The sequence below is a fragment of the Streptomyces sp. NPDC058008 genome (genome assembly GCF_042886395.1).
Taxonomy (GTDB): Bacteria; Actinomycetota; Actinomycetes; order Streptomycetales; family Streptomycetaceae; genus Streptomyces.
The window spans coordinates 1-21379 of sequence record NZ_JBHVQX010000044.1; the positions used below are offsets into that span (position 1 = coordinate 1).

A 21379-nucleotide genomic window follows, 5' to 3' on the forward strand; every position below is an offset into this window, starting at 1 on the left:
ACAATGTCGACTTCTCGTCGGAGTCGCTGCCAGGCGGGCCTACGTCGCGGCGTCGTTGCGTCTCTGTCATCGGGGCACACTAGCTTGATCCACTTTCGAAACGCACCGTAGGGCGTGTCTGGCAAAGGTTGGGCGTTCTGGCCGGAACTCTGGTCCCGTGTCGTGTTTTCAGTTGCTCTCGACCGAGCCCGTCCGCGACCGCAGACGGCGACCCCGTCGGGACGGGGCGATGCGGCGGTGGTCGGGAATGGCCGCGCCGTATGATCGCGGTGGGAGCGAAGCACCAGGTCGGGATTCCGGCACTGGCGTGAGGGAGGGGTCAGGATGTTCGGTTGGAAGAAGAAGCTCACCGATCTGAACGATCTGATGGCGCAGCTCAGGCCCGACCTGAGTCGGGAATCGCTCGGCGTCGGGCCCGACTTCCCGGGCGTCGCCCCGAACCCGTTCCTGAGCAGTGATGCACGGAAGCGCAATGCGGAACTGCGTACGGGGGCGCTTGCGCTCGGCGTGCTCGTCGACTGGCGGGAGGTCAACGGCAATCCACGCGTGGTCCTGATGTTCGACGTGGAGACCGCCGGAGGCATCTCGTTCCGCGGTATCGCGGACGAAGACCTCACGATCACCGAGCTCACCCGACTCGCCCCAGGACAGACGTTGCCCGTGCGCTACCGGCCGGCCGTCATGGATCACTACGTCGCCCTTGCCCGGGACGCGGACCCCGCCCATGTGCAGCAGCTCTCTGACGAGATCGCGAGCCGCAAGCGGACCTGACCCGAAGCCATTGGCCGGATCCCTGGGACCTGTCTGATAATTGATCTTGTGGTGGGTCGTGGTGAGCTGACGGATTCGGCGTGGGAGCGGATAGCGCCGCTGCTGCGAGGTGTTGACGGGCGCGGGCATCCGTGGCGGGATCACCGGCGGGTGATCAACGGGGTGTTGTGGCGGTTGCGGACCGGTGCCGTGGCGTGACCTGCCGGAACGCTGTGGGCCGTGGCAGACGGTCTATGAGCGGTTCGCCCGCTGGGAGGCGGACGGCACCTGGGCCCGCCTGCTCGAGCAGGTTCAGCTCCGGGACGACTCCGTCGGAACCGTGGAGTGGACGGTTCAGGTCGACTCCACGATCAACCGAGCCCACCAGTACGCCGCCGGAGCCCGCAAAATGGGGCGGCGGCAGGGGACGAACTGGAAGATCCGGCATGCGCGACGGCTGGCCAGGCGCTCGGCCGGTCCCGGACCGGGGCCGGACGGCCCCGCCGCAGGCCCGACGCGGTCATCGCGGACAAGGCTTACTCGTCCCGGGCGATCCGCCGGTCTCTGCGGCGCAGGGGTATCCGGGCGGTGATCCCGGAGCGGGCGGATCGGAAGGCCAACCGTGTGCGGCGCGGTCAGGCCGACGGCAGGTCGCCGCCCTTCGACCGAGAGCTTTGCAAGGCCCGCAGCGTGGTCGAACGCCGCTTCGACCGTCTCAAGCAGTTCCGTGCGATCGCCACCCGCTTGGACAAACTGGCCACCCGCTGCAAGGCCGGACTCCACCTTGCGGCACTCATCCTCTGGCTCCGCGAACCCGCCCAAGATCGTTTGTCAGACAGTGCCTAGAAGTATCGACCGAGAAGACCAGCAACCCGGCCAAGTGCGCTCACAACGAGGACAGTTCAACAGAACAGCCTCAAAGGCTGCCCGCCTCGCAAAGCAGGCGACTGCCCGCACCGGGATGATCTCCGCCTACGAAAATCTCGCCAGAGCCACATTCGCAAGTACGCCGACACCGGAACCCACATGAATGCCGCGCGGTGGGCGGTGTGGCGCTGGGAGTCGCCCTGGCCCGCGCCGCGCCCGCCGGCGAGCGGCGGGCCGTCGGAGCAGCCCTCCTGGCCGAGGGGACCAGCGCGCGGACGGTCATCGGGCGGCTTACGAGCTCGCGCCGGGCCACGCTGCGGGCCGGTCGCCAGTGGCACCTGGCGCGGTGTGATCAAGCAGGACCGACGTGGTGCGATCAAGCAGGACACACCGGGGACGCTCGGGACAGGAAGAGGTCACCGTCGCGACATCCCCCAGGGAAGCCGCGCGGACCGTCCTGCGCGAACGGGACGGTTGGCTTCAGACAGGCGAGCACTGCCCGAACGGCAGCGCCGTGAGGCAGGCGCCGGTCGACCGGCTGGAGCTGTGGGCAGCGCATCGGGCTGCCCCGTGCCGCCGCTCGACGGCGCCGGGGTGAAGGCCCGGAGGCTGTGCCCGACGGAAGCAGCGGGCACCGCCCCGCGGCAGGAAGGCGACCGGGGCCCGGGGTCCACTCTCCTCATCGTGAGGGGCCCCGGGTTCATCGCACCGACATCGGCTGTGCCCGGCGCGGGGTTCCCGGCCCCGTGCTCGACGCGGCCACGCTCAGCCCCCCACTCCTGAACTCAGGCCCCGCTACTGCCCTTCCCGCTCTCCGGCGCCGGACTTTCGGCGACAGGAAGTCCCAGCACCGTCCGAGCCTCGGAGTCCAGTTCAACAATCACGTCGCCCCCGCTCTCCGCCTTCTCGAGCGCTGCCAGGAACGCGTCGGCGTCTTCTGCCTGCGAGGCCTGCTTCCAATGAGGAACGGCCCCGTCCAGGGTCACCGCGATGCGCCCGGCCGGTCCTCGGGCATCGCTCGGCTCCCCGTCCCGGGCCTCCCTCAGCAAGCGGGCGGTCTCCAGGTACGCCGCGCTCATCTCCCCGGCCCATCGACGCGCCGCGTCCACGTCCTCGTCAGGACTCTGCTGGGGGGCCCGAAGCTGTGCTTCCAACAGGGGGCGGAATGCCGAGACGTAGGCGTACTGGACCGGTTCGAAGTCGCCCTCCCCCTTGCGTATCGACTCCTGCAGGGTTCCCTCCGGCTTACCCGCCCAGCACAGCACGGACCGTCTGCCCTGCTCCCATCCGCCGCGGTCCGGATAGTAGAAGTAGGTCTGCAACCGGCCGTGTGCCACGAAGTCCAGCGCGTAGTCCAGGAGAAGCGCTCCGCACCGGTCACGGGAGGTCTTCATGACCTCTTCGGTACCCGGAAATGCGCCCTGGCCAGTCAGCTTGAAGCTGCCGTAGATCTCGCCACGGTGGGGCGCATCACAGTGCACCCGCGCGGCCGTGGCGTTCCTGAGCGGCCCCTGGTTGTCCCGTGACAGTTCGGTGGCCGGGGTGAAGCAGTCGCCGGTCCTCAGGGCGAAAACGCTCACCTCGTCGCTCCGTTCGACGGGGCCCCGGGGCGCGGTGTTCGACCAGGCGGAGAAATGCACGGCCCCCGCCATCATCAGGAGGGCCAGGAGCAGCACCACGCCGGATACGGCGATGCCGGCCACCGCCAGTCCTCTGCCGCGTTCCTTGCGACGGGATATCCGTACCAGCGCGATGATCCCGAACAGCATGCCCAGGGGTGCCAGGCAGACGAGTGAGAGGACGAGCGAGGCGATGGCGAATCCGCTGACCGGCAGTGGCTGGACAACGTGCGGCCCGTGCCAGGCCGGCGGGCCGTCCTGGGGCGGTTGCCCCTGCGACGAAGGTGGGCCAGGGGGAGAAAGCGTCATGTGCACAGCTCATTCTCTTGACTTCCGGGAGCGTCGGTCCCGCGCCCGCACGTGAGAATGGACCGTACGGTCGCCGCCACAGGGAAACACAGGGCCATAACCCACCAGCTCACGCAGCCGCACGTTGCCGGACCCCGGCAGTCACCGCGCCCCGATCCATCGCATCGTGAGGGGTCTTGGCCCCGAGTACGGAGCGCCGTCCGTCGGAACGCGGGAGTTGCCCCTGCCAGACGGGCGGCCGTGGTCCGGGCGCGGCCCGGCATCGGGGCCGTTCAGCAACGCACGGCCGTCGGGGACAGCGGGTGGAGGGGCAGACGAGGCGGGACTCAGCCGTATGGCTGTCGGCGGCCGGTGGGCGTGGCCGTGCGGGCGCCGTCCTGACCTCCCGGCCCCTCAACGCGGCCATGAGCCACAGGGGTTGAAACGGACAACCGCGCCTCGGGGTCGGACGCCGATACGGAACAGAGGAGGGGCGGCCGACGTGAAGTCGACCGCCCCCGTACCGTCACTGGCGGCCCGGTGCTTCACCTGACGGTGCCGGGCCAACGTTTCAGAAACTGAAGATGCCCTGGAGCGAGAAGTGCTCCCACTCGGACTCCGACTGGCTGTTGTTGGCCCAGACCGGTCCGACGTGGTCGATGACCCCGGCGAACGACGTGCTGTCGGTCCGCTTGGCCCCCTGGGAACCGGTGGCCTGGATGAGCCCGCCACCGTCGTTGGCGAGGGCGGCGCCGGCACCGCCGAGGAGGATGCCGACGGCGAGGACGGACGAGGTGAGGGCAGAGCGCATACGCATGACTACTCCCATGGATCTTGGATGACGTGCCGGGAACGGCCAGTCGGATGGTTCAACGCCGTGCAACGATCACTGGAAACGACATGTCACCCGGACGAGATCGTTCTCCGAGAAGCCCCAGGTCCAGACGCCGACAGCGTCACATACGAGACCGGCCGCGACGGTGCCTCGGCGCGGTGCGGGGGTAGGCGAGGCGGTCTGCGAAGTCTCGCCGAGGCAGGGGACGGTGACGCTCCCGGTCCAGCTGCCCAAGGGCGTGTTGAGGGCCGGAATCCCGTCAACCCCGTCGCTGTGAACCGAGTTGGTCCAGCGCCGCACGGTGAACGAAGCGGCGTCGGACCAACTCGGGCCACACGCGGTGGAACGGCGATGCACCGCAGCGGAGGACGTACCGAACGGCGGAGGCGCGGAGCAGGGTGGATCCGCATGAGCGGAACCCGCAGCTGTTGCTGATCCGGATTGCCGGCTCCGAAGGAAGAGCGCCTCGTTGCAGGCCACTGAACGGCATTTGGGGACATCCGGAACGTGTCGAGCCTTGCGCATGACCGTGCGGACGAACGATCTGGTCTGCCGGGCGCGGCGAGTCTTCAGGCGGTGTCACACCGCTGAGATCGGGCTGCACGCACAGCGGAACTCGGAGCGCCCGTCCTCGCTGTCCCGGATCGGGACTCCTGGAGCGGCGTCCCAGCGTCTTCAGTGACCGCACCGCGTTCCTGCGGCGGGGACCCGACACCCGGCCGTCGTGTGTGAGGGCGCCTGCCCTCAGGCGTGTCCCGGCTGTCCGGGGGGACGGTCGGCGTAGACGCCGTGAAGCATGCCCGTGGCCTGTCCCAGCTCGATCAGGTAGCCGTCGGGATCGCGCAGGTAACAACGGACCTCGGCTTTCCGGTCGATCGGTTCGGTGAGGAACTGGGCTCCCTTGGCGCTCCACTCGCGGTAGACGGCCTGGATGTCGGCCACACGGATGTTGAGGAAACACGTTGCTGTGGTCGGGTCGTCCGGTGGGTGCAGGGTGATGCCGGGCTTGTCGGGGGTGGGGCCGCCGCCGGGGTTCATGATGAGCCAGCTGTTCGCCAGCCGGACGGTGCACGGGTTCTCGGCGAGAACGATCTCCCCGCCGAGGACGTCGGTGTAGAAGGCGCGGGAACGCGGCACGTCGGCGACGGTGAGGAAATAGCTGAGGAGCATTCCGGAGTCCGGGGCGGGAAAGCCTTCTTGGGGCATGGGGCGGTCTCCCTTCTTCGTGAGTGAACGGGCAGCTCCTGGCCGATGTCGGTGACTGTCATCGCGCAGTCGGTCCCAGCTGTTCCGCCGGAGCCTTCTGTCAGGTTAGGGCGGCCACCGCTGCTGCGACATTCGGGGCATCTTGGAGGCTTCTGGACCGGTGTGCCACAGGGGGGAGGGCAGGGCATGGGCGGCGGGCGGTCGCGGATGCTGTGCAGGCAGAACCCTGCGGTTCGTCGAGCTCGTCGCGGTGCACCCCGGCGGTACGAAGTGGTCGAGCGTCGCGTGTCGGCCCGGCTTCTGGACCTGCTCCCTCAGGACGTGACGCCCTCCCCCCGTGCGGGACTGAGCCCCTCGACGGCCAGGTGGAAGAGGCGGTCGGCCTGGGTCGCGGGGGTGCTGAGATGTTCGGTGGCCAGGGCGATGCCGACGCTCAGGGTGAGCAGGTCTCGGTAGGTGACGTCGGGCTTGACCGCGCCGTCGCGGATGGCCTGCCGGAGCAGAGGCGTACCGGCTTCTTCGAGCGCGTCGCCGCAGGAGTGCGTGGTGGGTTCGTCGGTGGGGGGCTGGTAGGTGAGGGCGTCGGCGAGGCCTCGGGCGGAGACGGCGTACTGGACGAGGCCGTGGAGCCAGTCCAGGAGCGCGGCGCGGCTGTCGTCTGTTTCGCCCAGTCGGCGGGCACGTTCGCAGAGCTTCTCGATGCGTTCCTGGAAGACGGCTTCGAGGAGGACCTGGCGGGTGGGGAAGTGGCGGCGCACGGTGGCCGACCCGACGCCGGCGGTGCGGGCGATCTGTTCGAGCGAGGCGTCACTGCCGTGTGCCGCGACCTCGGCTTCCGCGACGGCGAGGATGCGCTGGTAGTTGCGGCGGGCGTCCGATCGCTGGCCGGTCATGTTCTCCTCATTGCTAAACGGAGGGGCCCTCCATATTCTAGTGGAACAGAAACGGCGGGCCCCGCCGTTTCTGTTCTCGACCTGTGAGGAGCAGAACCATGACCACTCAAGCCGCGCCCGTTCTCGTCACCGGGGCCACCGGCCGTCAGGGTGGGGCCGCCGCCCGCGCCCTCCTGGCCGCCGGTACGCCCGTACGAGCGCTCGTACGCAACCCGCAGTCGAAGCCCGCCCGGGCCGTCGAGGCGCTGGGCGCCGAGCTGGTCAAGGCCGACCTTTCCGACCGGGCCTCCCTGGACCCCGCCCTGGCAGGAGTCCGCGCGGTGTTCTCGGTGCAGATGCCGCCCATGACGGAGACCAGCGTCGACTTCGCGGGAGAACTGGCGCAGGCCACGAACCTGATCGAAGTGGCGAAAAGCCTGGGGGTGCGCCAGTTCGTGCAGTCCTCGACCAGCGGGGTCGGCGCACACACACGAGCCCCCGGCTGGGCCGAAGGCCGCTGGGCGGCGATGGAGGACTACTTCCACACCAAGCAGGCGATCCTGGAGACGGTGCGCAGGACGGGCTTCGACCGCTGGACGGTGATCAAGCCCGCGTTCTTCATGGAGAACATCCCCGCGTTGGTGCCGAACGGGCCCGCCGGCGGTCTGGCCACCGTGCTGAAGCCGGACACGGAGCTGGCCGTGATCTCGTGCGAGGACATCGGCGCGGCTGCTGCTCATGCCTTCGCCGACCCGGAGCGCTTCCACGAGGTGGAACTGGAGCTGGCGGGCGACCGGCTCACGATGGAGCAGCTGGCGGAGACCTTGTCCGAGGTATGGGGCGTGCCCGTCGTCGCGCCGTCGATGAGCGTGGAAGAAGCCCTCGCCGCAGGGATGCCGTCATGGGGCGCCGGACATGAGTGGACCAACACGGTCGCCCATCCGGCGCGCCCCGAATTCGCTCAGCAGCTGGGGATCCCGCTGACCTCGTTCGCCGCTTGGGCGCGCAAGCACCTGACGGCGACGTCCCGCTGAGGAGGCGGAGCGGAAAGTACTCGGAACATGCCGCCCACCCGGCGCACGTCCTCGTCGGACGACCGGCCCCGTCGTCAGTCGTCCAGCACCGCCAGGGCGTCGGACTTCACGAGTCGACCCGGTGGAAGCCGCATGCGGAGACGATGGTGCGGGCAGGGAGGGGCTCGCCGGGTGGCTCCGCGTACGCCTCGGCCGGACTGGCAGGGGAAGGTGAGGTACACGCGGAGTACCGTGACGTCCTCATCGGGTACGGCGGTTGCCTTGCGCAGGGCCTCCTTCGTCCGCTCGGTGGCCGTGGCGCCGAAGGCTCCCTCCTGTCCGGGCCGAGCGGAAGCTGCGCGGAGATGAACTCCAGAACGGGGACCTCGACGGGTGCCTTGGGACGGCTGGACTGCCAGGGCGGGTGCGTTCTCCGTGGTGATGACGGTTCTGGTCAGGGTGTGTCCTCGGGAAGGACGGCGGCAGGCCGGTGCCAGGCCCGCCGTTCCCGGCGGCGAGGGTCGTCGACCTGCGTCCACTCGGTGTCGATGCGCATCGTGGCCCGGCGCTCGTCGTCGTACGGGTCCCAGCCGGGGTCGCCGGTCCTGGCGAACCGGACCCAGGCGGCGTGCATGCGGGCGGCGAGATCCGCCGGGGGCTTCCCGGGGCCGAGCAGGCGGGACGGGCCGTGCAGCTGGGGGAGGTGCGCGAGGTCGAACACGAAGGGCAGCTCGACCGCGTGGGTGGCGCCGAGCTCTCCGTCCAGGGCGCGGGAGCGCCAGGCGAACGCGTAGGCGTAGGTGGCCGACCCGGGGTGGGCCGCATGCGCGTCGGCCAGGGCCCAACTGCCCGCGCCGAACAGCGCGTCGCCCATGATGGCGGAGCGCAGTTCACCGAAGGACCCCTCGGGGCGTGCCTTGCGGTACGTCTCGACGAGTTGCGCCGGACTCGGGTGCGAGCGCGCCGCCGCGTCGTCGACGTCCCCGGCGGTCGAGGTGGCGTACTTGTCCACGGGGACCAGATAGAGGTTCCCTTCCTCGGTGTTGGTCCCGATGAGCAGGTCGATGTCCTCGCCGAGGCCTGCGGCGACGGAATCGGCAGGTTGCGTGTCGAGGACCAGACTGAAGGGACTCAATCCGATCAGTGGATCGCGGTCCGTCCCGGTCTGCAGGTCGATGCCCGCGAGCCGGGAGGCGGCCTCGACGAGGCGGTCGTCGGAAACGTCCGCGAAGGCGTCGGCGCGGGGCTCGATGCCCAGGGCCTCCGCCGCCGCCCGGGTGACGCGGGCCGCCTGCTCGGTGGTGAACGCCCCCCGGCCGCTGCCGCTTTGGACGATCGCCCGGCGGAACAGACCCGCGGCTTCGGGAGCGGCGAGGACGCCGCCGACGATGGTGGCCCCGGCCGACTGCCCGAAGAGAGTGACGTTGTGCGCGTCACCGCCGAAGGCTGCGATGTTCTCCCGAACCCAGCCCAGTGCGGCGACGACGTCGAGCAGGCCACGGTTGGCCGGCGCGCCGGGGAGGTCGAGGAACCCGGTAATGCCGAGACGGTAGTTGAGGGTGACCAGGACGACGCCGTCGCGGGCGAAGGCGGAGCCGTCGTACAGCGCGGACCGTGTGGATCCGGCGACGAATCCGCCGCCGTGGACGAACACCATGACGGGCAGCTCGCCGCCGGAGGCCGCGGGCATCCAGACGTTGACGGTGAGGTGGTCCTCTCCCCGGCTCCAACCAGGCCCGAAGTAGGGGGACATGTCCACGCTGCCGAGCGTGCGTCCGGACTGCGGCGCGTTGGGCCCCGGCCTGGTGGCGTCCCGTACACCGTCCCACGGCGCGTGCGGCCGGGGCGGCTCGAACCGGCCGCCGCCAAGGGGCGGGGCGGCGTAGGGGATGTTCAGGAACACGGTGGTGCCGCCCTGCCGCAGACCACGGACGGCTCCCTGAACCGTGGTCACGACGGGATCGGTGTGGTGGCTCATGTTCTGTGTCTCGTGTCTTTCCGCAGGACTCAGACCTGCTCGGGGTACGGGGCGAAAGGGGCCCAGCCCTTGATGGAGAACTTGTCCCCCCGCCGCGCCACTTCGGCGGCACCGTGGCCGCCCAGATGCGCGGGAATGACGAGCGCGTTGTTGTCGGCCGCCCATCCCAGCACCTTGCGTCGGGTGGCGCGGGCGCCCGCAGGGTCCTCGCAGAAGCAGCTGTTGGAGTCGGGTTCGAGGATCTGCGCGGGGCTGTGCAGCATGTCGCCGACGAACACCGCGCGATCGGTCCCGGAGGTGAGGGTCAGTACGCAGGAGCCGGGGGTGTGTCCGGGAGCCGCGTCGAGACGGAGGCCGGTGTCGATCTGGTGGCTGTCCTCCCACAGCAGTGTCTGGCCGGCCCGGTGCACCGGGGCCACGCTGTCCTCGAAGACGTTCTGGTTGCCGCGACCGAGCAGAGGCCTGTGGTCGCTCTCGGGATTCCAGAAGTCGAAGTCGGCCTTCGGCATCACATAGGTGGCATGGGGAAAAGTGGGTATCCACTGCCGGTCTTTCAGATACGTGTTCCAGCCGACGTGATCGATGTGGAGATGTGTATTGATCACGATGTCCACGTCCTCGGGCGCGACGCCGGCGCGCGCCAGATTGGCCAGGAACCCTGTTTCGAGCCGGTTCCAGACCGGCGCGTACGGGCGGTCCTTGTGGTTTCCCACGCCGGTGTCCACGAGAATCGTCTGGCCCGCGCTGCGCACCAGCCAGGTCTGGATCGCGGAGTTGACAGTATTGGTCCCGGAATCGAGGAAGTGCGGGGTCAGCCAGGAGGCGCCCTCATTCCACACTTCTTCCGGGCTTTCGGGGAAGAAGGCGTCGGGCGTCATTTCGACGGAACCGAAGTACTCCCATACCCGCGTGATGGTGACGTCGCCGAGCGTGATCTGTTCCATGGGGCCGTTCCTCGGGAATGCGGAGGTTTTCAAGGAACCGTACGAGCGGCTTCGGCGCGCGCGGTATCCGTCACATCACTGCACCTGCGCGCATGGCCCGGGTGCCGTCCCGGCCGCTTGTAACCTGAACGGGCCAGGGCTGGGCCACTCCGATCGAAAGCCATGATTCCGGGAGACTCCGTGGACGAGTACACAGGCGACCGCGGCGCGGTCGCAGGACCGGAGCCGGTCGTCGGCCGGGACGCGGAATTGGCCCGCCTCTTCCTTGCCGTGGACTCGGTGTCGGCCGACCCCGTCCTGATGCTGGTCGGTGACACGGGCACGGGGAAGAGCGCGTTGCTGGACCACGCGGTGCATCGGGCTGAAGCCGGCACCGCCCGCGTACTGCGGGCCCAGGGGAGTGAGTCGGAGTCGAGCCTGGCGTTCTCCGCACTGCACCAGTTGCTGCGGTCGGTGCAGGCCGAGATGGACACACTGCCGGGCAGGCAGCGCGCGGCGCTGCGGCACGCCTTCGGCGACGGGCCGGCCGTGCCAGACCCCGATCTCATGCTGGTGGGCGTCGGCCTCCTGAGCCTGCTGTCGGCCCTGGGCGCCCACCACCCCGTGCTCGTGGTGCTGGACGACGTGCAGTGGTTCGACCGTGCTTCCCTGGACGCGTTGTCCTTCGTCGCCAGACGGTTGGAAGGTGAACCGGTCACGATGCTGCTCGGTGTCCGTACCGGCACTCATCTTCCGGGATTCGGCCGCCATGTACCCCTGCTCACCCTGGAGCCGCTCGACAGAGCTGCCGCCGATCAGCTGCTGAACCTGCGGGCGGAAAGCCCCACCGGGCACACCAGAGCACGCGTCCTCGACCAGGCGGGCGGCAACCCGCTGGCGCTGTGGGAACTGGCGAGGACAGCCTCCGCGCAGGACACGGCCGCGGGGCTGCCGCCGGCAGGCCCGCTTCCGCTCACCGACCACCTGGAGCAGATCTTCGCCGCCCGTCTGAACAGCCTCCCCACCCCCACCACGCAAGCCCTGCTGCTCCTGGCCGCCATGGACAGCGCCGACACCACGATCTCCGTCCCCGCGGGCCTCCCGCGCGCCGGGGACGCGGCCTGGCTGCCCGCCGTGGAGGCCGGGCTGGTCCGGTGGGTCGGCCGCGACGTCCGGTTCCGTCACCCGGTGGTCCGGTCCGCCGTCTACCACGCCGCGTCCCCGGGCGCCCGGCGCGAGGCTCACCTCGCCCTCGCCGGGACGCTGCGGGACGAACCGGACCGGCGTGCCTGGCATCTGGCTGCCGCCTGCCCGCACCCGGACGCGGCCGTGTCGGCGGAGCTGGAGCGGACCGCCGGCCGGGCCCGCCGCCGCGGCGGCCACGCGGCGGCGGCCCAGGCTCTACAGCGCGCCGCGGAACTCGCACCGCGCTACGAGGACAGCGCCCGGCTGCTGGTGGAAGCCGCCGGGGAGGCCGTGTTCACCGGAGACCTCGCCTGGGTCGAGGATCTGGTCGCCGCGGCACACACGCGCACGGACGACGAAGGTCTGCTGGCCGCCGCCGCTGTGCACGCGGGACGGCTCGCGGTCCTGACCCTGCGTCACTCCGTGGTCTTCACCCGACTGGCCGACCACGCAGAGCAGTTGGCCTCCTCCCAGCCTGACGCCGGGCTGGACCTCCTCGCCGGCGCCGCCGTGGTCCGCTTCTACTCGGGAGAGGACACCCAGCGCCACCGCATCCAGGACGTCCTGCGGCGTCTTCCCGGGAACGCCCCGCACGAAGGCTTGCGCACCTGGGTGAGTGCCGTATCGGATCCCTTCGACAACCGCGACCAACTCGTCCGTCGACTCCCACGGTTGGCCGCCGAGGCGGAGGGCCGGCCGGAGCGGCTCATCGCTCTCGGGATCATGGCATGGCTCCTGGACGAGACCCCACAGGCCGTCCGCGCCTTCGACGAGGCCCTCGACCGCTGGGCGACGCGGGGAGCGCTGCCCGAGGGCCTGGGCGGCGCGGTCGCCTGGGCCTACCTGGAACGAGGAAGGTGGGACCAGGCCCGTGAGGCCTGCGCCCGCATCACCGCGGTCGGCCGGGCGGCCGGCCTCGACCACGCCGTGGCATGCGCGGCAGCCGTGGATGCCACAGTGCTGGCCCTGAAGGGGGACGTGCACTCGGCCCGTGCCCGGGCCGAGGACGCGCTCGTCCTCATCGATCCGCTGGAGAGCCGCTCGGTCTCCGTTCACGCCCGCCGTGCGCTCGGCGCCGCGGCAGCCGCGGAAGGCGCCTACGGGACCGCGTACGGCGAGCTCCGCAAGGTCTTCACGGTGGACGGCGCGCCGGTCCACTACCACGCCTCCTACCCGGCCCTCGCTGACCTGGCCGCCGCCGCTGTGCGCTGCGGTCACCGGGAGGAAGCTGCCGAGATCGTCGAGCGCTCGGTGTCCGCCCTGGCGGACAACGCCTCACCTCGTCTGCGTGCGCTGATCAGCCGGGCCCGTGGCCTGCTGGCGGGCCCCGACGACGCCGAACCGCACTTCCGGGCGGCTCTGGCCGATCCGGTACTGGAGTACTGGCCCTTCGAACGCGCACAGACCCTGCTCGACCTCGCCGAGTGGCTGCGGCGCCGTCGACGCGTCGCGGAGGCGCGCGGGCCGCTCACCGAGGCCCTGGAGACCTTCCGGCGCCTGGGCGCACGCCCATGGATCGAGCGCGCCCGGGCCGAATCGCGTGCCGCCGGCCTGGACGTCGTGGACGCCGCCCCCGACGCGCTCGCCGCACTCTCCCCACAACAGCAGCAGATCATCCGGCTCGCCGCCCACGGGATGACCAACCGGGAGATCGGCGAAAGGCTCTTCCTCTCCCCGCGCACCGTCAGTTCGCATCTCTACCGCAGCTTCCCCAAACTGGGCATCACCGCCCGGTCCCAGCTGCGCGACCTCGTCGAGGGCACCCTCACGACGGCCGGCCACCAGGAATGACGGCATCCCCGGCCGTGGACGCAGCCACCTGACGGATGCCGTCCGGCCGTCCCGCCGTCCGTCCAGCTGTCCCGCCGTCCGTCCGGCCGTCCAGCTGTCCCGCCGGACCGGGTCGGCCGCGCGAGTTTCGAGCCGTGACCGGCCGGGCGGCCCCTTCTCCCCGGCACCCCGAGGCCCTCGCTCGAACCCGGTGCGGACGGGCGGAGTGACCCACGCCCCGCCGGCGCCGGTGGCCAGGACGTCGCGTGCCGGCATCGAGCGCACGCGCAGCATTCGTAGTGCGGTGACCCGGGACGATCCCCGGCGCGGCCCCGTCGACGAGACCCACGCCCTCGGGAACGACACCGAGCGGGGCGGGCGACAAGCCGCGCCCGGACCTCACCCCTGGCCCGCGCTGAGGGCCGGTGGGCCTCGGCCGGTAAGGAACGTCCCGTGACCGTGACCAGTAATCAAGAAACCCCGTAGGCGCTGTCGCTCGAAGATCCGCTCTTCGCCGGGTCCATTCCGGTAAGTGGCGAGAGGACGCCTCTGGCCACAGGAAATCCCCCCTCTCTGTCCCCACCGGTCCCTCAGGTGTTCCCTCGCCCCGCGAGCCGTTCAACACGTGCACGCCTCACCTGTGTTAGTTGATTTCCCCCCAGGGCAGGCGGCGGGCGTGAACGTACGGGCGGCGCGAAGCGCCATCAGTACGGGACGGCTCCCTTTTCCGAGGAAATGCCGATCAAGGCCGGGCATTTGATACCGAGAGGTGAATCATGCGGCGGGACGAAAGCGAAGAGGACGTCGAAGTACTGCTCACAGGAGGCCCGGACGGTACTCCGGAGCGGTGGGCTGTGTCGGCCGACGCCCTCGCCGACCGAGTGGCCGTACGCCATCTGAACGGCCGTGAACATTTCGAAGCCACCGACGACTGCATCGAGACCGACGGTCACTCGACTCCCGTCTACCGGTGGATCTACAGCACCAAGATCGCCGAATGACCGAAGCTCCGCACGACGAAATCCGACCGACCCGCGACCGAGAAGGAGCGAGAATGCAGGACAGTAGAACCTACGACAGGGAAAACGAGAGTGAAGACCTCCCTCACACGCCCATCGCGATCATCGGTATGTCCTGCCGCTATCCAGGTGCGCGCAGCGTGGCGGAATTCTGGAACCTGATGAGCGAAGCCGGGGACGCGATCACCGACACGCCTCCGGACCGCTACGACACCGACACGACGCCCCACGGCCAGAACGTCCCGACGCGCGGAGGCTTCATCAGCGGCGTCGACCGGTTCGACGCCGACTTCTTCGGGATATCCCCGCGCGAAGCCCGACTGATGGACCCGCAGCAGCGCTTACTCCTGGAGGTCGGCTACGAGGCGTTGGAGGACGGCGGACGCCCTCCGGCACGCCTCGCGGGACAGCACGTGGGTGTCTTCGTGGGACAGATCGGCAGCGACTACTGGCACCTTCAGCAGGCGGGTGACGACCCGGTCGAGTTCTACGGACTCACCGGCGCGTCGTCACGCGCCATCTCGTCCAACCGGTTGTCATTCGCCTTCGACCTGCGCGGTCCGTCGATGACGGTGGACACGGCGTGCGCCTCCTCACTCACCGCCGTCCACCTGGCCGTCCAGAGCCTGCGCACCCGGGAGTGCGACCTGGCGCTCGTCGGTGCCGCGAACCTCATCCTCGCCCCGGGCGACGGTGTCGCGTACCTCGACGCCGGGATGCTGGCCGGGGACGGCCGCTGCAAGTTCGGTTCGCGTACGGCGGACGGCTTCGTTCGGAGCGATGGCGTCGGAGCCCTCCTCCTGAAGCCCCTGGACCGGGCGATGCGCGACGGTGACCGGTGTCCGGGCTGTCATCCGCGGCAGCGCGGTCGGCAACGACGGACAGACCAGCGGCTATCTGGCGACCCCCGCGCACGAAGGACAGCGCACCGTGTTGGAGCGCGCCTACCTGACCGCCGGTCTGGACCCGGCCCAGGTCGACTTCGTCGAGGCGCACGGCACCGGCACGGCGTCGGGAGACCCCGTCGAACTCAGCTCCCTGGCCGCCGTGCTGGGCCGGGGCCGCCACCCTGACCGGCTGTGCTACGTCGGCTCGGTGAAGACCAACATCGGTCACACAGAGGCCGCCGCGGGTCTCGCGGGCCTCATCAAGGCGACCCTGGCACTGGAGAACGCACTCCTGCCACCGAGCCTGCACAGCGGCGAGCCCAACCCCGAAGTGGACTGGGAGAACATACCGCTGCGAGTCCCCACCCGATCCGTCACCCTCGCCCGGCGCACCGGGGGAGCACTGGCCGGCGTCAACAGTTTCGGCATCGGCGGCAGCAACGCTCACGTCGTCCTCTCCGCCCGGCCCGACACGGCCCCCGTACCCCCCGACCGCGCCCAGGACCCGCCGGACGTACCGCAGTTGCTGACGCTCTCCGCCGCGTCCGGGAACGGCCTCAGGGACCTGGCTCGCGCCTACGCCGACTTCCTCGCCCCCGAAGGCCCCGGGCGTGCCTCCTCCTTCCGGGACATCTGCTTCAGCGCATCCGTGTGCCGCGAGCACCGGGAGAACAGGATCGCGATCGTCGCCACCACCCACGAACAGGCGTGCACCGCGCTGAACAGCTTCCTGGACGGGGACACGGCCGGCCTCTGCCTGGCAGACGACGTCGAGACGCTGACCGCCCGAGTCGCGTTCGTCTTCCCCGGCCAGGGCTCCCAGTGGGAGTCCATGGGCCGTGACCTGTACGCGTCCGAGCCCGCCTTCCGCGCCGCTCTCGACGCCTGTGACGCGGCCGTCCAGGCGGAGGCGGGCTGGTCGCCCGTCGAGGTGCTGTACGGCCGTGACGAGAAGCAGGCGACCGCTCCCGACATCGTGCAGCCCACCCTGTGGGCGATGGAAGTCGCCTTGGCGGCACTGTGGCGTTCCTGGGGCATCGAACCCGACGTGGTCATCGGACACAGCATGGGCGAGGCGGCCGCCGCCTATGTCTCCGGAGCCCTGCCGCTGGCCGACTGCGCGGCCGTGATCTGCAGGCGCAGCTCGCTCGCGGCCCGCACCAGCGGGCAGGGGGCCATGGCCTGGGTCGAGCTGGGAGCCGACGACGTCCGCGAGGCCCTCGACGACGACGAGGTGTGCGTCGCAGCCGCCAACAGTCCGACCTCCACCCTCCTTTCCGGTGAGCGCGGCCCACTCGACCGGGTGCTCAAGCAGTTCGACACCAGGGACGTCTTCCACCGGTGGGTGAAGGTCGATTACGCCTCGCACGGCCGCCAGATGGAACCCGTGAGGGAAGAGCTCCTCACTTCGCTGTCGGACGTGGTCCCGCACAGCGGCCGCCTGCCGGTGATCTCCACACTGCTGACCCGGACCATCGACGGCTCCCAGATGAACGCCGACTACTGGGCCCGCAACATCCGCGAACCCGTCGACTTCGTCGGGGCCGTACGGCAGGCACTGAGGGAGGAGACCCTCTTCGTCGAGATCAGCCCCCATCCGCTGCTGACCGAAGCCATCGCCGAGACCGCGGACCAGACAGGCCGCAGCACGCTCGCCGTCGGGTCCCTGCGCCGGAAGGAGACCGGACGCGGCAGCCTCCTCAGGTCCCTCGGATCGCTCTACACCGCCGGCGCCCCCGTGCGATGGGAAGCGGTGGCAGAGGGTGGTTCCTACGTACCGCTGCCCCACTACCCCTGGCAGCGAGAGTCCTTCTGGCTCACCCCCGCCCCCACCGGGGCACCGCAGCCCCGTCGGACCGCGGAAAGCGCCACACCGCCCAGGCACCCCCTCCTGGCCACACGCATGAGCACCGACGAAGAAGGCGCCCACGAATGGCGCTCGACCCTGGCCCTGTCCGCCCACGAACATGCCTACCTGCGAGGGCACCGTGTCGAGGGCACGGTCATCCTGCCCGGAACGGCGTACGTGGAGATCATCTCCGCCGCCGGCCGGGCCGTCCTCGGCACGACGGCCCGCGTCGAGGACATCGCCTACCACCGGGCCCTGTTCCTGGACGACGGCGACGAGATCGAGCTCAAGGTGACGGCACGACCCATCGGGACCGGCCGGTACAAGGTGCGGGTGCTGGGGCGTACCCCCGACGACCGTGAGTGGACCCTGCACGGCGAGGCCGCCGCGACCGCCGCCGACGAGCCGGCACGAACCGGCACACCGGCACCCGCCACCGACCACACCGACAGCCTCGCCGACGCGAAGCGACGGTGCACGCGGCACCGGTCCGGCGACGACTTCTACGCCGACCACGCCCGCACAGGCAACGAATGGGGCGGCGTGTTCCGCGGACTCAAGGACGTCTGGACCGCCCCCGGTGAGTCGCTCGGCCTCATCGAGTGCCCCGAAGAACTGCTCGGTGAGCTCGACTCCTACGCCTTCCATCCCGCACTGCTCGACGCCGCGGGCCAGTGTCTGCTCTCCGCCCGCCCACCGGTCCCCGACGGCCGCGACCAGCTGATCGTCGCCGGAAGCGCCGACTCGGCGACACTCCTGCGGCCCCCCACCCGCCGCCTGTGGACACACGCACGCGCCCTGCCCTCACCCCGCGACGACTCCTTCCGGGGCGACATCACCATCTACGACGACCACGGCCGCCTCACCGCGATCCTGCGCGGATTCCGGCTCCAGTACCTCCTGGGAGCCGCCCCGCACGACCCCGTGGAAGAGACCCGGCACAACCGAGAGGAACGAACACCCGATGACCGACCGTGACCGCCGACCGCACCACGAGGCGGAGCAGCCCTCCGGCCCCCACCACGAGGCCTGGCTCCACGAACTGCGCTGGCTCCCCACACCCGCACCCGCACCCGCGGCCTCCCGCCCGTCCGGACGAGGCGGCTCGTGGCTGATATTCGCCGACAACGGGCCCACCAGCCGCATCCTGACCAACTCCCTCACCGCACGCGGTGACCGCGTCACCGTGATCGACGACGAGGACGGCACGGACATCACGGACGCGCTCGACGCCCTGACCTCGACCGCCGCACCCCGGGGCATCGTCTACGCCCGTGCCCTGAACGCCGGCCCTGACACCGGCTCCCGAGGCCCGACACGGTGCGAGGAGGCGGTCTGCCAGGGCCCCGTACACCTCGCCCGGACACTTCACGCCCACAAGGCCACGGACACGCCCCCGCTCTGGCTGCTCAGCCAGGGGACACAGGCCGTCGTCAGTGACACGGACGTGACGTCACCCTCCCAGGCCCCCTTGTGGGGCCTAGGACGGACCCTGGCCACGGAAGCCCCCGGCCTCCGCACGCGCCTGGTCGACCTCGACGCCACCGCCACATCGGCCGACGCACTGGCCTCGCTGCTCACGGAGCCCGGTGAGGAGGACCAGACAGCGCTACGTGACGGCCGCCGCTACCACGCACGCCTCCTCAAGGCCGACCGCCCCGTCGCGCGCCCGCAGCACACCGGTGTCACAGCAAGCGAGCCGGGACGGCTGAGCCTCCCGGAGCCGGGCCTGATCGAAGACCTCACCATGCTCCCCGTCGACACGCGTGCACCGGACGACGACGAGGTCCTCATCAAGGTCTCCCACGCCGGGCTCACGTACCACGACGTACTCACCACGCTCGGCCTGCCACCCTGGGACGGGGAGAAGGCGCCGGACCTCGGCTTCGAATGCGCCGGCATCGTCGAGGCCGTCGGCCCCCGGGTGACCGGCCTTGCAGCCGGTGACAAGGTCGTGGCCGCCGTGACCGGAGCCCTCGCCACCCACGTCCACGCCAAGGCATGCGTGGTCACCCACGTGCCGGCCGGCCTGACAGCCGCTCAGGCGGTCACGATCCCCAGCTCGTTCCTCTCCGCCTACTACGCCCTGCACACCCAGGCCCGGCTCAAGGCCGGGGAACGCGTCCTCGTCCACACCGCGACCGGCGGGGTCGGCATGGCCGCCCTGCAGATCGCCCGATGGAAGCAGGCCGAGGTCTACGCCACCGCGGGCAGCGAGAGCAAGCGCCACCAGCTGGAACACCTCGGAGTACGGCACATCTCCGACTCCCGGTCACAGCGTTTCGCGGAGGACTTCCGCGCCGACGGAGCCGAAGAGGGGATGGACGTCATCCTCAACACCCTGGCGGGCGAAGCCATCAGGACGAACCTGTCCCTCCTGGCGCCCTACGGACGCTACGTCGAGCTGACCCAACGCGACATCCTGGAGAACACCCCGCTGCCGCTCGGACTGCTCGCCGACAACCGGTCCCTCATCACCCTCGACGTCTGGAAGATGCTGAGGCGGGACCCCGAACGGGTCGCAGAAGCACTCGACGAGATCTGGGACCTCGTTCGCCGCGGCGTCTTCGAGCCCCTGAACGCCACGGAGTTCGAACTGAGCGACATCGGCGCGGCCCTCCAGTACATGGCCAAGGCACAGCACTCGGGCCGGATCGTCATCACGTTCCCCGCCTCACCCCAACCCCTGCCCGCACCGCACGCCCCGATCGACCCGAGCAGCGACCTGGACAGTGTGTTGCCACTTCGCGCCGACGCCACCTATCTGGTGACGGGAGGCATGGGCGGCCTGGGACGGCACCTGGCGCACTGGCTGACCGATCACGGATGCACCAGCTTGCTGCTGATCGGCCGCAGCGAACTCGACGACAGCGGTCACGCCCATGTGCGCCGGCTCAAGGACAGGGGAGTGGATGCCGTCTACGCACCCCTCGACATCGCCGAGCACGACGCCCTCGGCACGCTCCTCACCGAACGGGAGCGCGCCGGGAAGCCACCGGTCCGTGGGGTCTTCCACCTGGCCGGAGTGCTCGGGCACGTGTCACTCACGGACGTGGGGCGCACCGAACTCGCACGGATCCTCCGCCCCAAGACGGCAGGCGCCTGGGAACTCCACAGGACCCTGGACGAGGTCGACCTCTTCGTACTCTTCTCGTCCGCCGCCTCCCAGATCAGTTCTCCGTTCCGAGGCTGCTACGCGGCGGGCAACGCGTTCCTCGACGCGCTGGGCCACTACCGCCGCGCGCACGGCCTGCCCGCGACGGTCGTCAACTGGGGTTTCTGGAGCGAGGCGGGCATGACGGCCCGCTGGGAGAAGGAGAACGGACGCAGCTCCCGGCCTCAGGGCATGACGAGCTTCACTCCCGACGAAGGCATGACCGTGCTCGAGGAGATACTCCGGACAGCACGCCCGCAGACCACACCCCTGCCCACAGACTGGTCCCGATGGGCACAGGTGTACCCCGAAGCCGCCAGTTCTCCCCTCCTGCGGGAGCTGACCGGCGCACAGCCCGGACCCGACCCATCAGCTCCGTACGACCGGCCCTCCCCGTCAGTCGCTGACGACGAAGGCTCCGCAGCGGATGACGAGCCCACCACCGAGCAATCACCGGGCGAGCACGAACCCGCGTCGACCCGGGACACCAGTGGCGGATCCACCTCGGCAGGGGACGCGGGAGCAACCCTGGACGACGACACCGGCGACCGAGACACAGTGGAGAAGACCGTCATCCTGATCTCCGCCGACGTCCTCGGCACACCCCCCGAGCGCATCCGCACCAGGCGACCCCTCAACAAGCAGGGCATGGACTCCCTGATGGCCACCCAGCTGCGCAACCGTCTCCAGCGGGAATTCGACGTCACGCTCCCCGTCACCATGCTCCTCAAGGGGGCCAGCATCGTCACGATCGCCGACCGCATCGCCACCCCACGCACCGTCGAGCGCTGAGGAGCAACTGCCCACCCGCAGGCCGGGAGCCTCGACGAGTCCCTCCCGGACCGAGCACGCGAGAACCGGTAGGCGCCGTGCCCCACGCCGGCAGCGCGACGCCTACCGGGAGCACCCGACTCCGGATCGACCAAGTCGGCGCCGCCCCCACCTGTTTCCTCCCCCGGAACTGCGGCGGATCGGCCGGGCCCGACGTCACGCGATCGGGACACTCTGCCCTGGTGGGCGGTCCCGATGCGGCGCACGGCGGTTCGTTCGGTGATATCGAAGAGCCTCTGAGCGCAGCGGGTCGCCGGGGCGGGGCTACGCCGAGGACGCGGTCCCCGCTCCGCCTGTCGCGGTCAGGCTCTTGGGCAGCACATGGTGACGAAG

12 protein-coding genes and 2 pseudogenes are annotated in these 21379 nt (G+C 70.3%); 8 read left to right on the plus strand and 6 right to left on the minus strand.

Features of this window, described 5'->3' with window-relative positions; all coding sequences use genetic code 11:
- Nucleotides 1–324: 324 nt before the first annotated feature.
- Together ACFVS9_RS31410 and ACFVS9_RS31415 are read left to right on the plus strand one after the other, a co-directional pair.
- Entirely contained in the window at nucleotides 325–771 is a 447-nt protein-coding gene (locus ACFVS9_RS31410) for a hypothetical protein (RefSeq protein ID WP_389937887.1), read from the plus strand.
- A 48-nt stretch (nucleotides 772–819) separates the two neighbouring features.
- Nucleotides 820–1596: pseudogene (locus ACFVS9_RS31415) on the plus strand (IS5 family transposase).
- 806 nt (nucleotides 1597–2402) lie between these two features.
- Here the strand turns inward: ACFVS9_RS31415 and ACFVS9_RS31420 are convergent.
- From ACFVS9_RS31420 to ACFVS9_RS31435, 4 genes are all read right to left on the minus strand, one after another.
- Entirely contained in the window at nucleotides 2403–3545 is a 1143-nt protein-coding gene (locus ACFVS9_RS31420) for a DUF4190 domain-containing protein (RefSeq protein ID WP_389937890.1), read from the minus strand.
- Nucleotides 3546–4095: 550 nt separating this feature from the next.
- On the minus strand, nucleotides 4096–4341 hold the full coding sequence (locus ACFVS9_RS31425; protein ID WP_383116578.1) for a hypothetical protein: 246 nt from the start codon (nucleotides 4339–4341) through the stop codon (nucleotides 4096–4098).
- Between the two features lie 762 nt (nucleotides 4342–5103).
- Nucleotides 5104–5565, minus strand: a complete 462-nt coding sequence (locus tag ACFVS9_RS31430) for a VOC family protein (protein ID WP_383116579.1) — start codon at nucleotides 5563–5565, stop codon at nucleotides 5104–5106.
- Nucleotides 5566–5879: 314 nt separating this feature from the next.
- The gene (locus ACFVS9_RS31435; RefSeq protein WP_389937893.1) at nucleotides 5880–6458 is read right to left on the minus strand and encodes a TetR/AcrR family transcriptional regulator; all 579 of its coding nucleotides are present in this window, start codon (nucleotides 6456–6458) and stop codon (nucleotides 5880–5882) included.
- 98 nt (nucleotides 6459–6556) lie between these two features.
- On the opposite strand from ACFVS9_RS31435, the gene ACFVS9_RS31440 reads away from it, so the two are divergent.
- On the plus strand, nucleotides 6557–7471 hold the full coding sequence (locus tag ACFVS9_RS31440; protein WP_389937896.1) for an NmrA family NAD(P)-binding protein: 915 nt from the start codon (nucleotides 6557–6559) through the stop codon (nucleotides 7469–7471).
- A gap of 433 nt (nucleotides 7472–7904) precedes the next feature.
- Here the strand turns inward: ACFVS9_RS31440 and ACFVS9_RS31445 are convergent, their stop codons facing one another.
- Together ACFVS9_RS31445 and ACFVS9_RS31450 are read right to left on the minus strand one after the other, a co-directional pair.
- On the minus strand, nucleotides 7905–9428 hold the full coding sequence (locus tag ACFVS9_RS31445; RefSeq protein ID WP_389937899.1) for a carboxylesterase/lipase family protein: 1524 nt from the start codon (nucleotides 9426–9428) through the stop codon (nucleotides 7905–7907).
- Between the two features lie 29 nt (nucleotides 9429–9457).
- Nucleotides 9458–10372 carry an MBL fold metallo-hydrolase gene (locus ACFVS9_RS31450; RefSeq protein WP_389937902.1) on the minus strand — a complete coding sequence of 305 codons (915 nt, stop codon included), beginning with the start codon at nucleotides 10370–10372 and terminating at the stop codon, nucleotides 9458–9460.
- 180 nt (nucleotides 10373–10552) lie between these two features.
- Between ACFVS9_RS31450 and ACFVS9_RS31455 the strand changes: the two genes are divergently transcribed.
- The 5 genes and pseudogenes from ACFVS9_RS31455 to ACFVS9_RS31475 all read left to right on the plus strand — a co-directional run bounded on the left by ACFVS9_RS31455 (nucleotide 10553) and on the right by ACFVS9_RS31475 (nucleotide 21007).
- Nucleotides 10553–13327, plus strand: a complete 2775-nt coding sequence (locus ACFVS9_RS31455; protein WP_389937905.1) for an AAA family ATPase — start codon at nucleotides 10553–10555, stop codon at nucleotides 13325–13327.
- Between the two features lie 755 nt (nucleotides 13328–14082).
- Nucleotides 14083–14307 (plus strand): DUF5988 family protein, encoded by a 225-nt coding sequence (locus ACFVS9_RS31460; RefSeq protein WP_389937908.1) that lies wholly within the window; start codon nucleotides 14083–14085, stop codon nucleotides 14305–14307.
- A gap of 128 nt (nucleotides 14308–14435) precedes the next feature.
- A pseudogene (locus ACFVS9_RS31465) lies at nucleotides 14436–15086 on the plus strand (polyketide synthase); the annotation flags it as partial.
- A gap of 70 nt (nucleotides 15087–15156) precedes the next feature.
- Nucleotides 15157–18039, plus strand: a complete 2883-nt coding sequence (locus ACFVS9_RS31470; protein WP_389937911.1) for a type I polyketide synthase — start codon at nucleotides 15157–15159, stop codon at nucleotides 18037–18039.
- The gene (locus ACFVS9_RS31475) at nucleotides 18026–21007 is read left to right on the plus strand and encodes a KR domain-containing protein (protein WP_389937913.1); all 2982 of its coding nucleotides are present in this window, start codon (nucleotides 18026–18028) and stop codon (nucleotides 21005–21007) included. Before ACFVS9_RS31470 ends, ACFVS9_RS31475 begins: the two co-directional genes overlap by 14 nt.
- Nucleotides 21008–21379 lie beyond the last annotated feature (372 nt).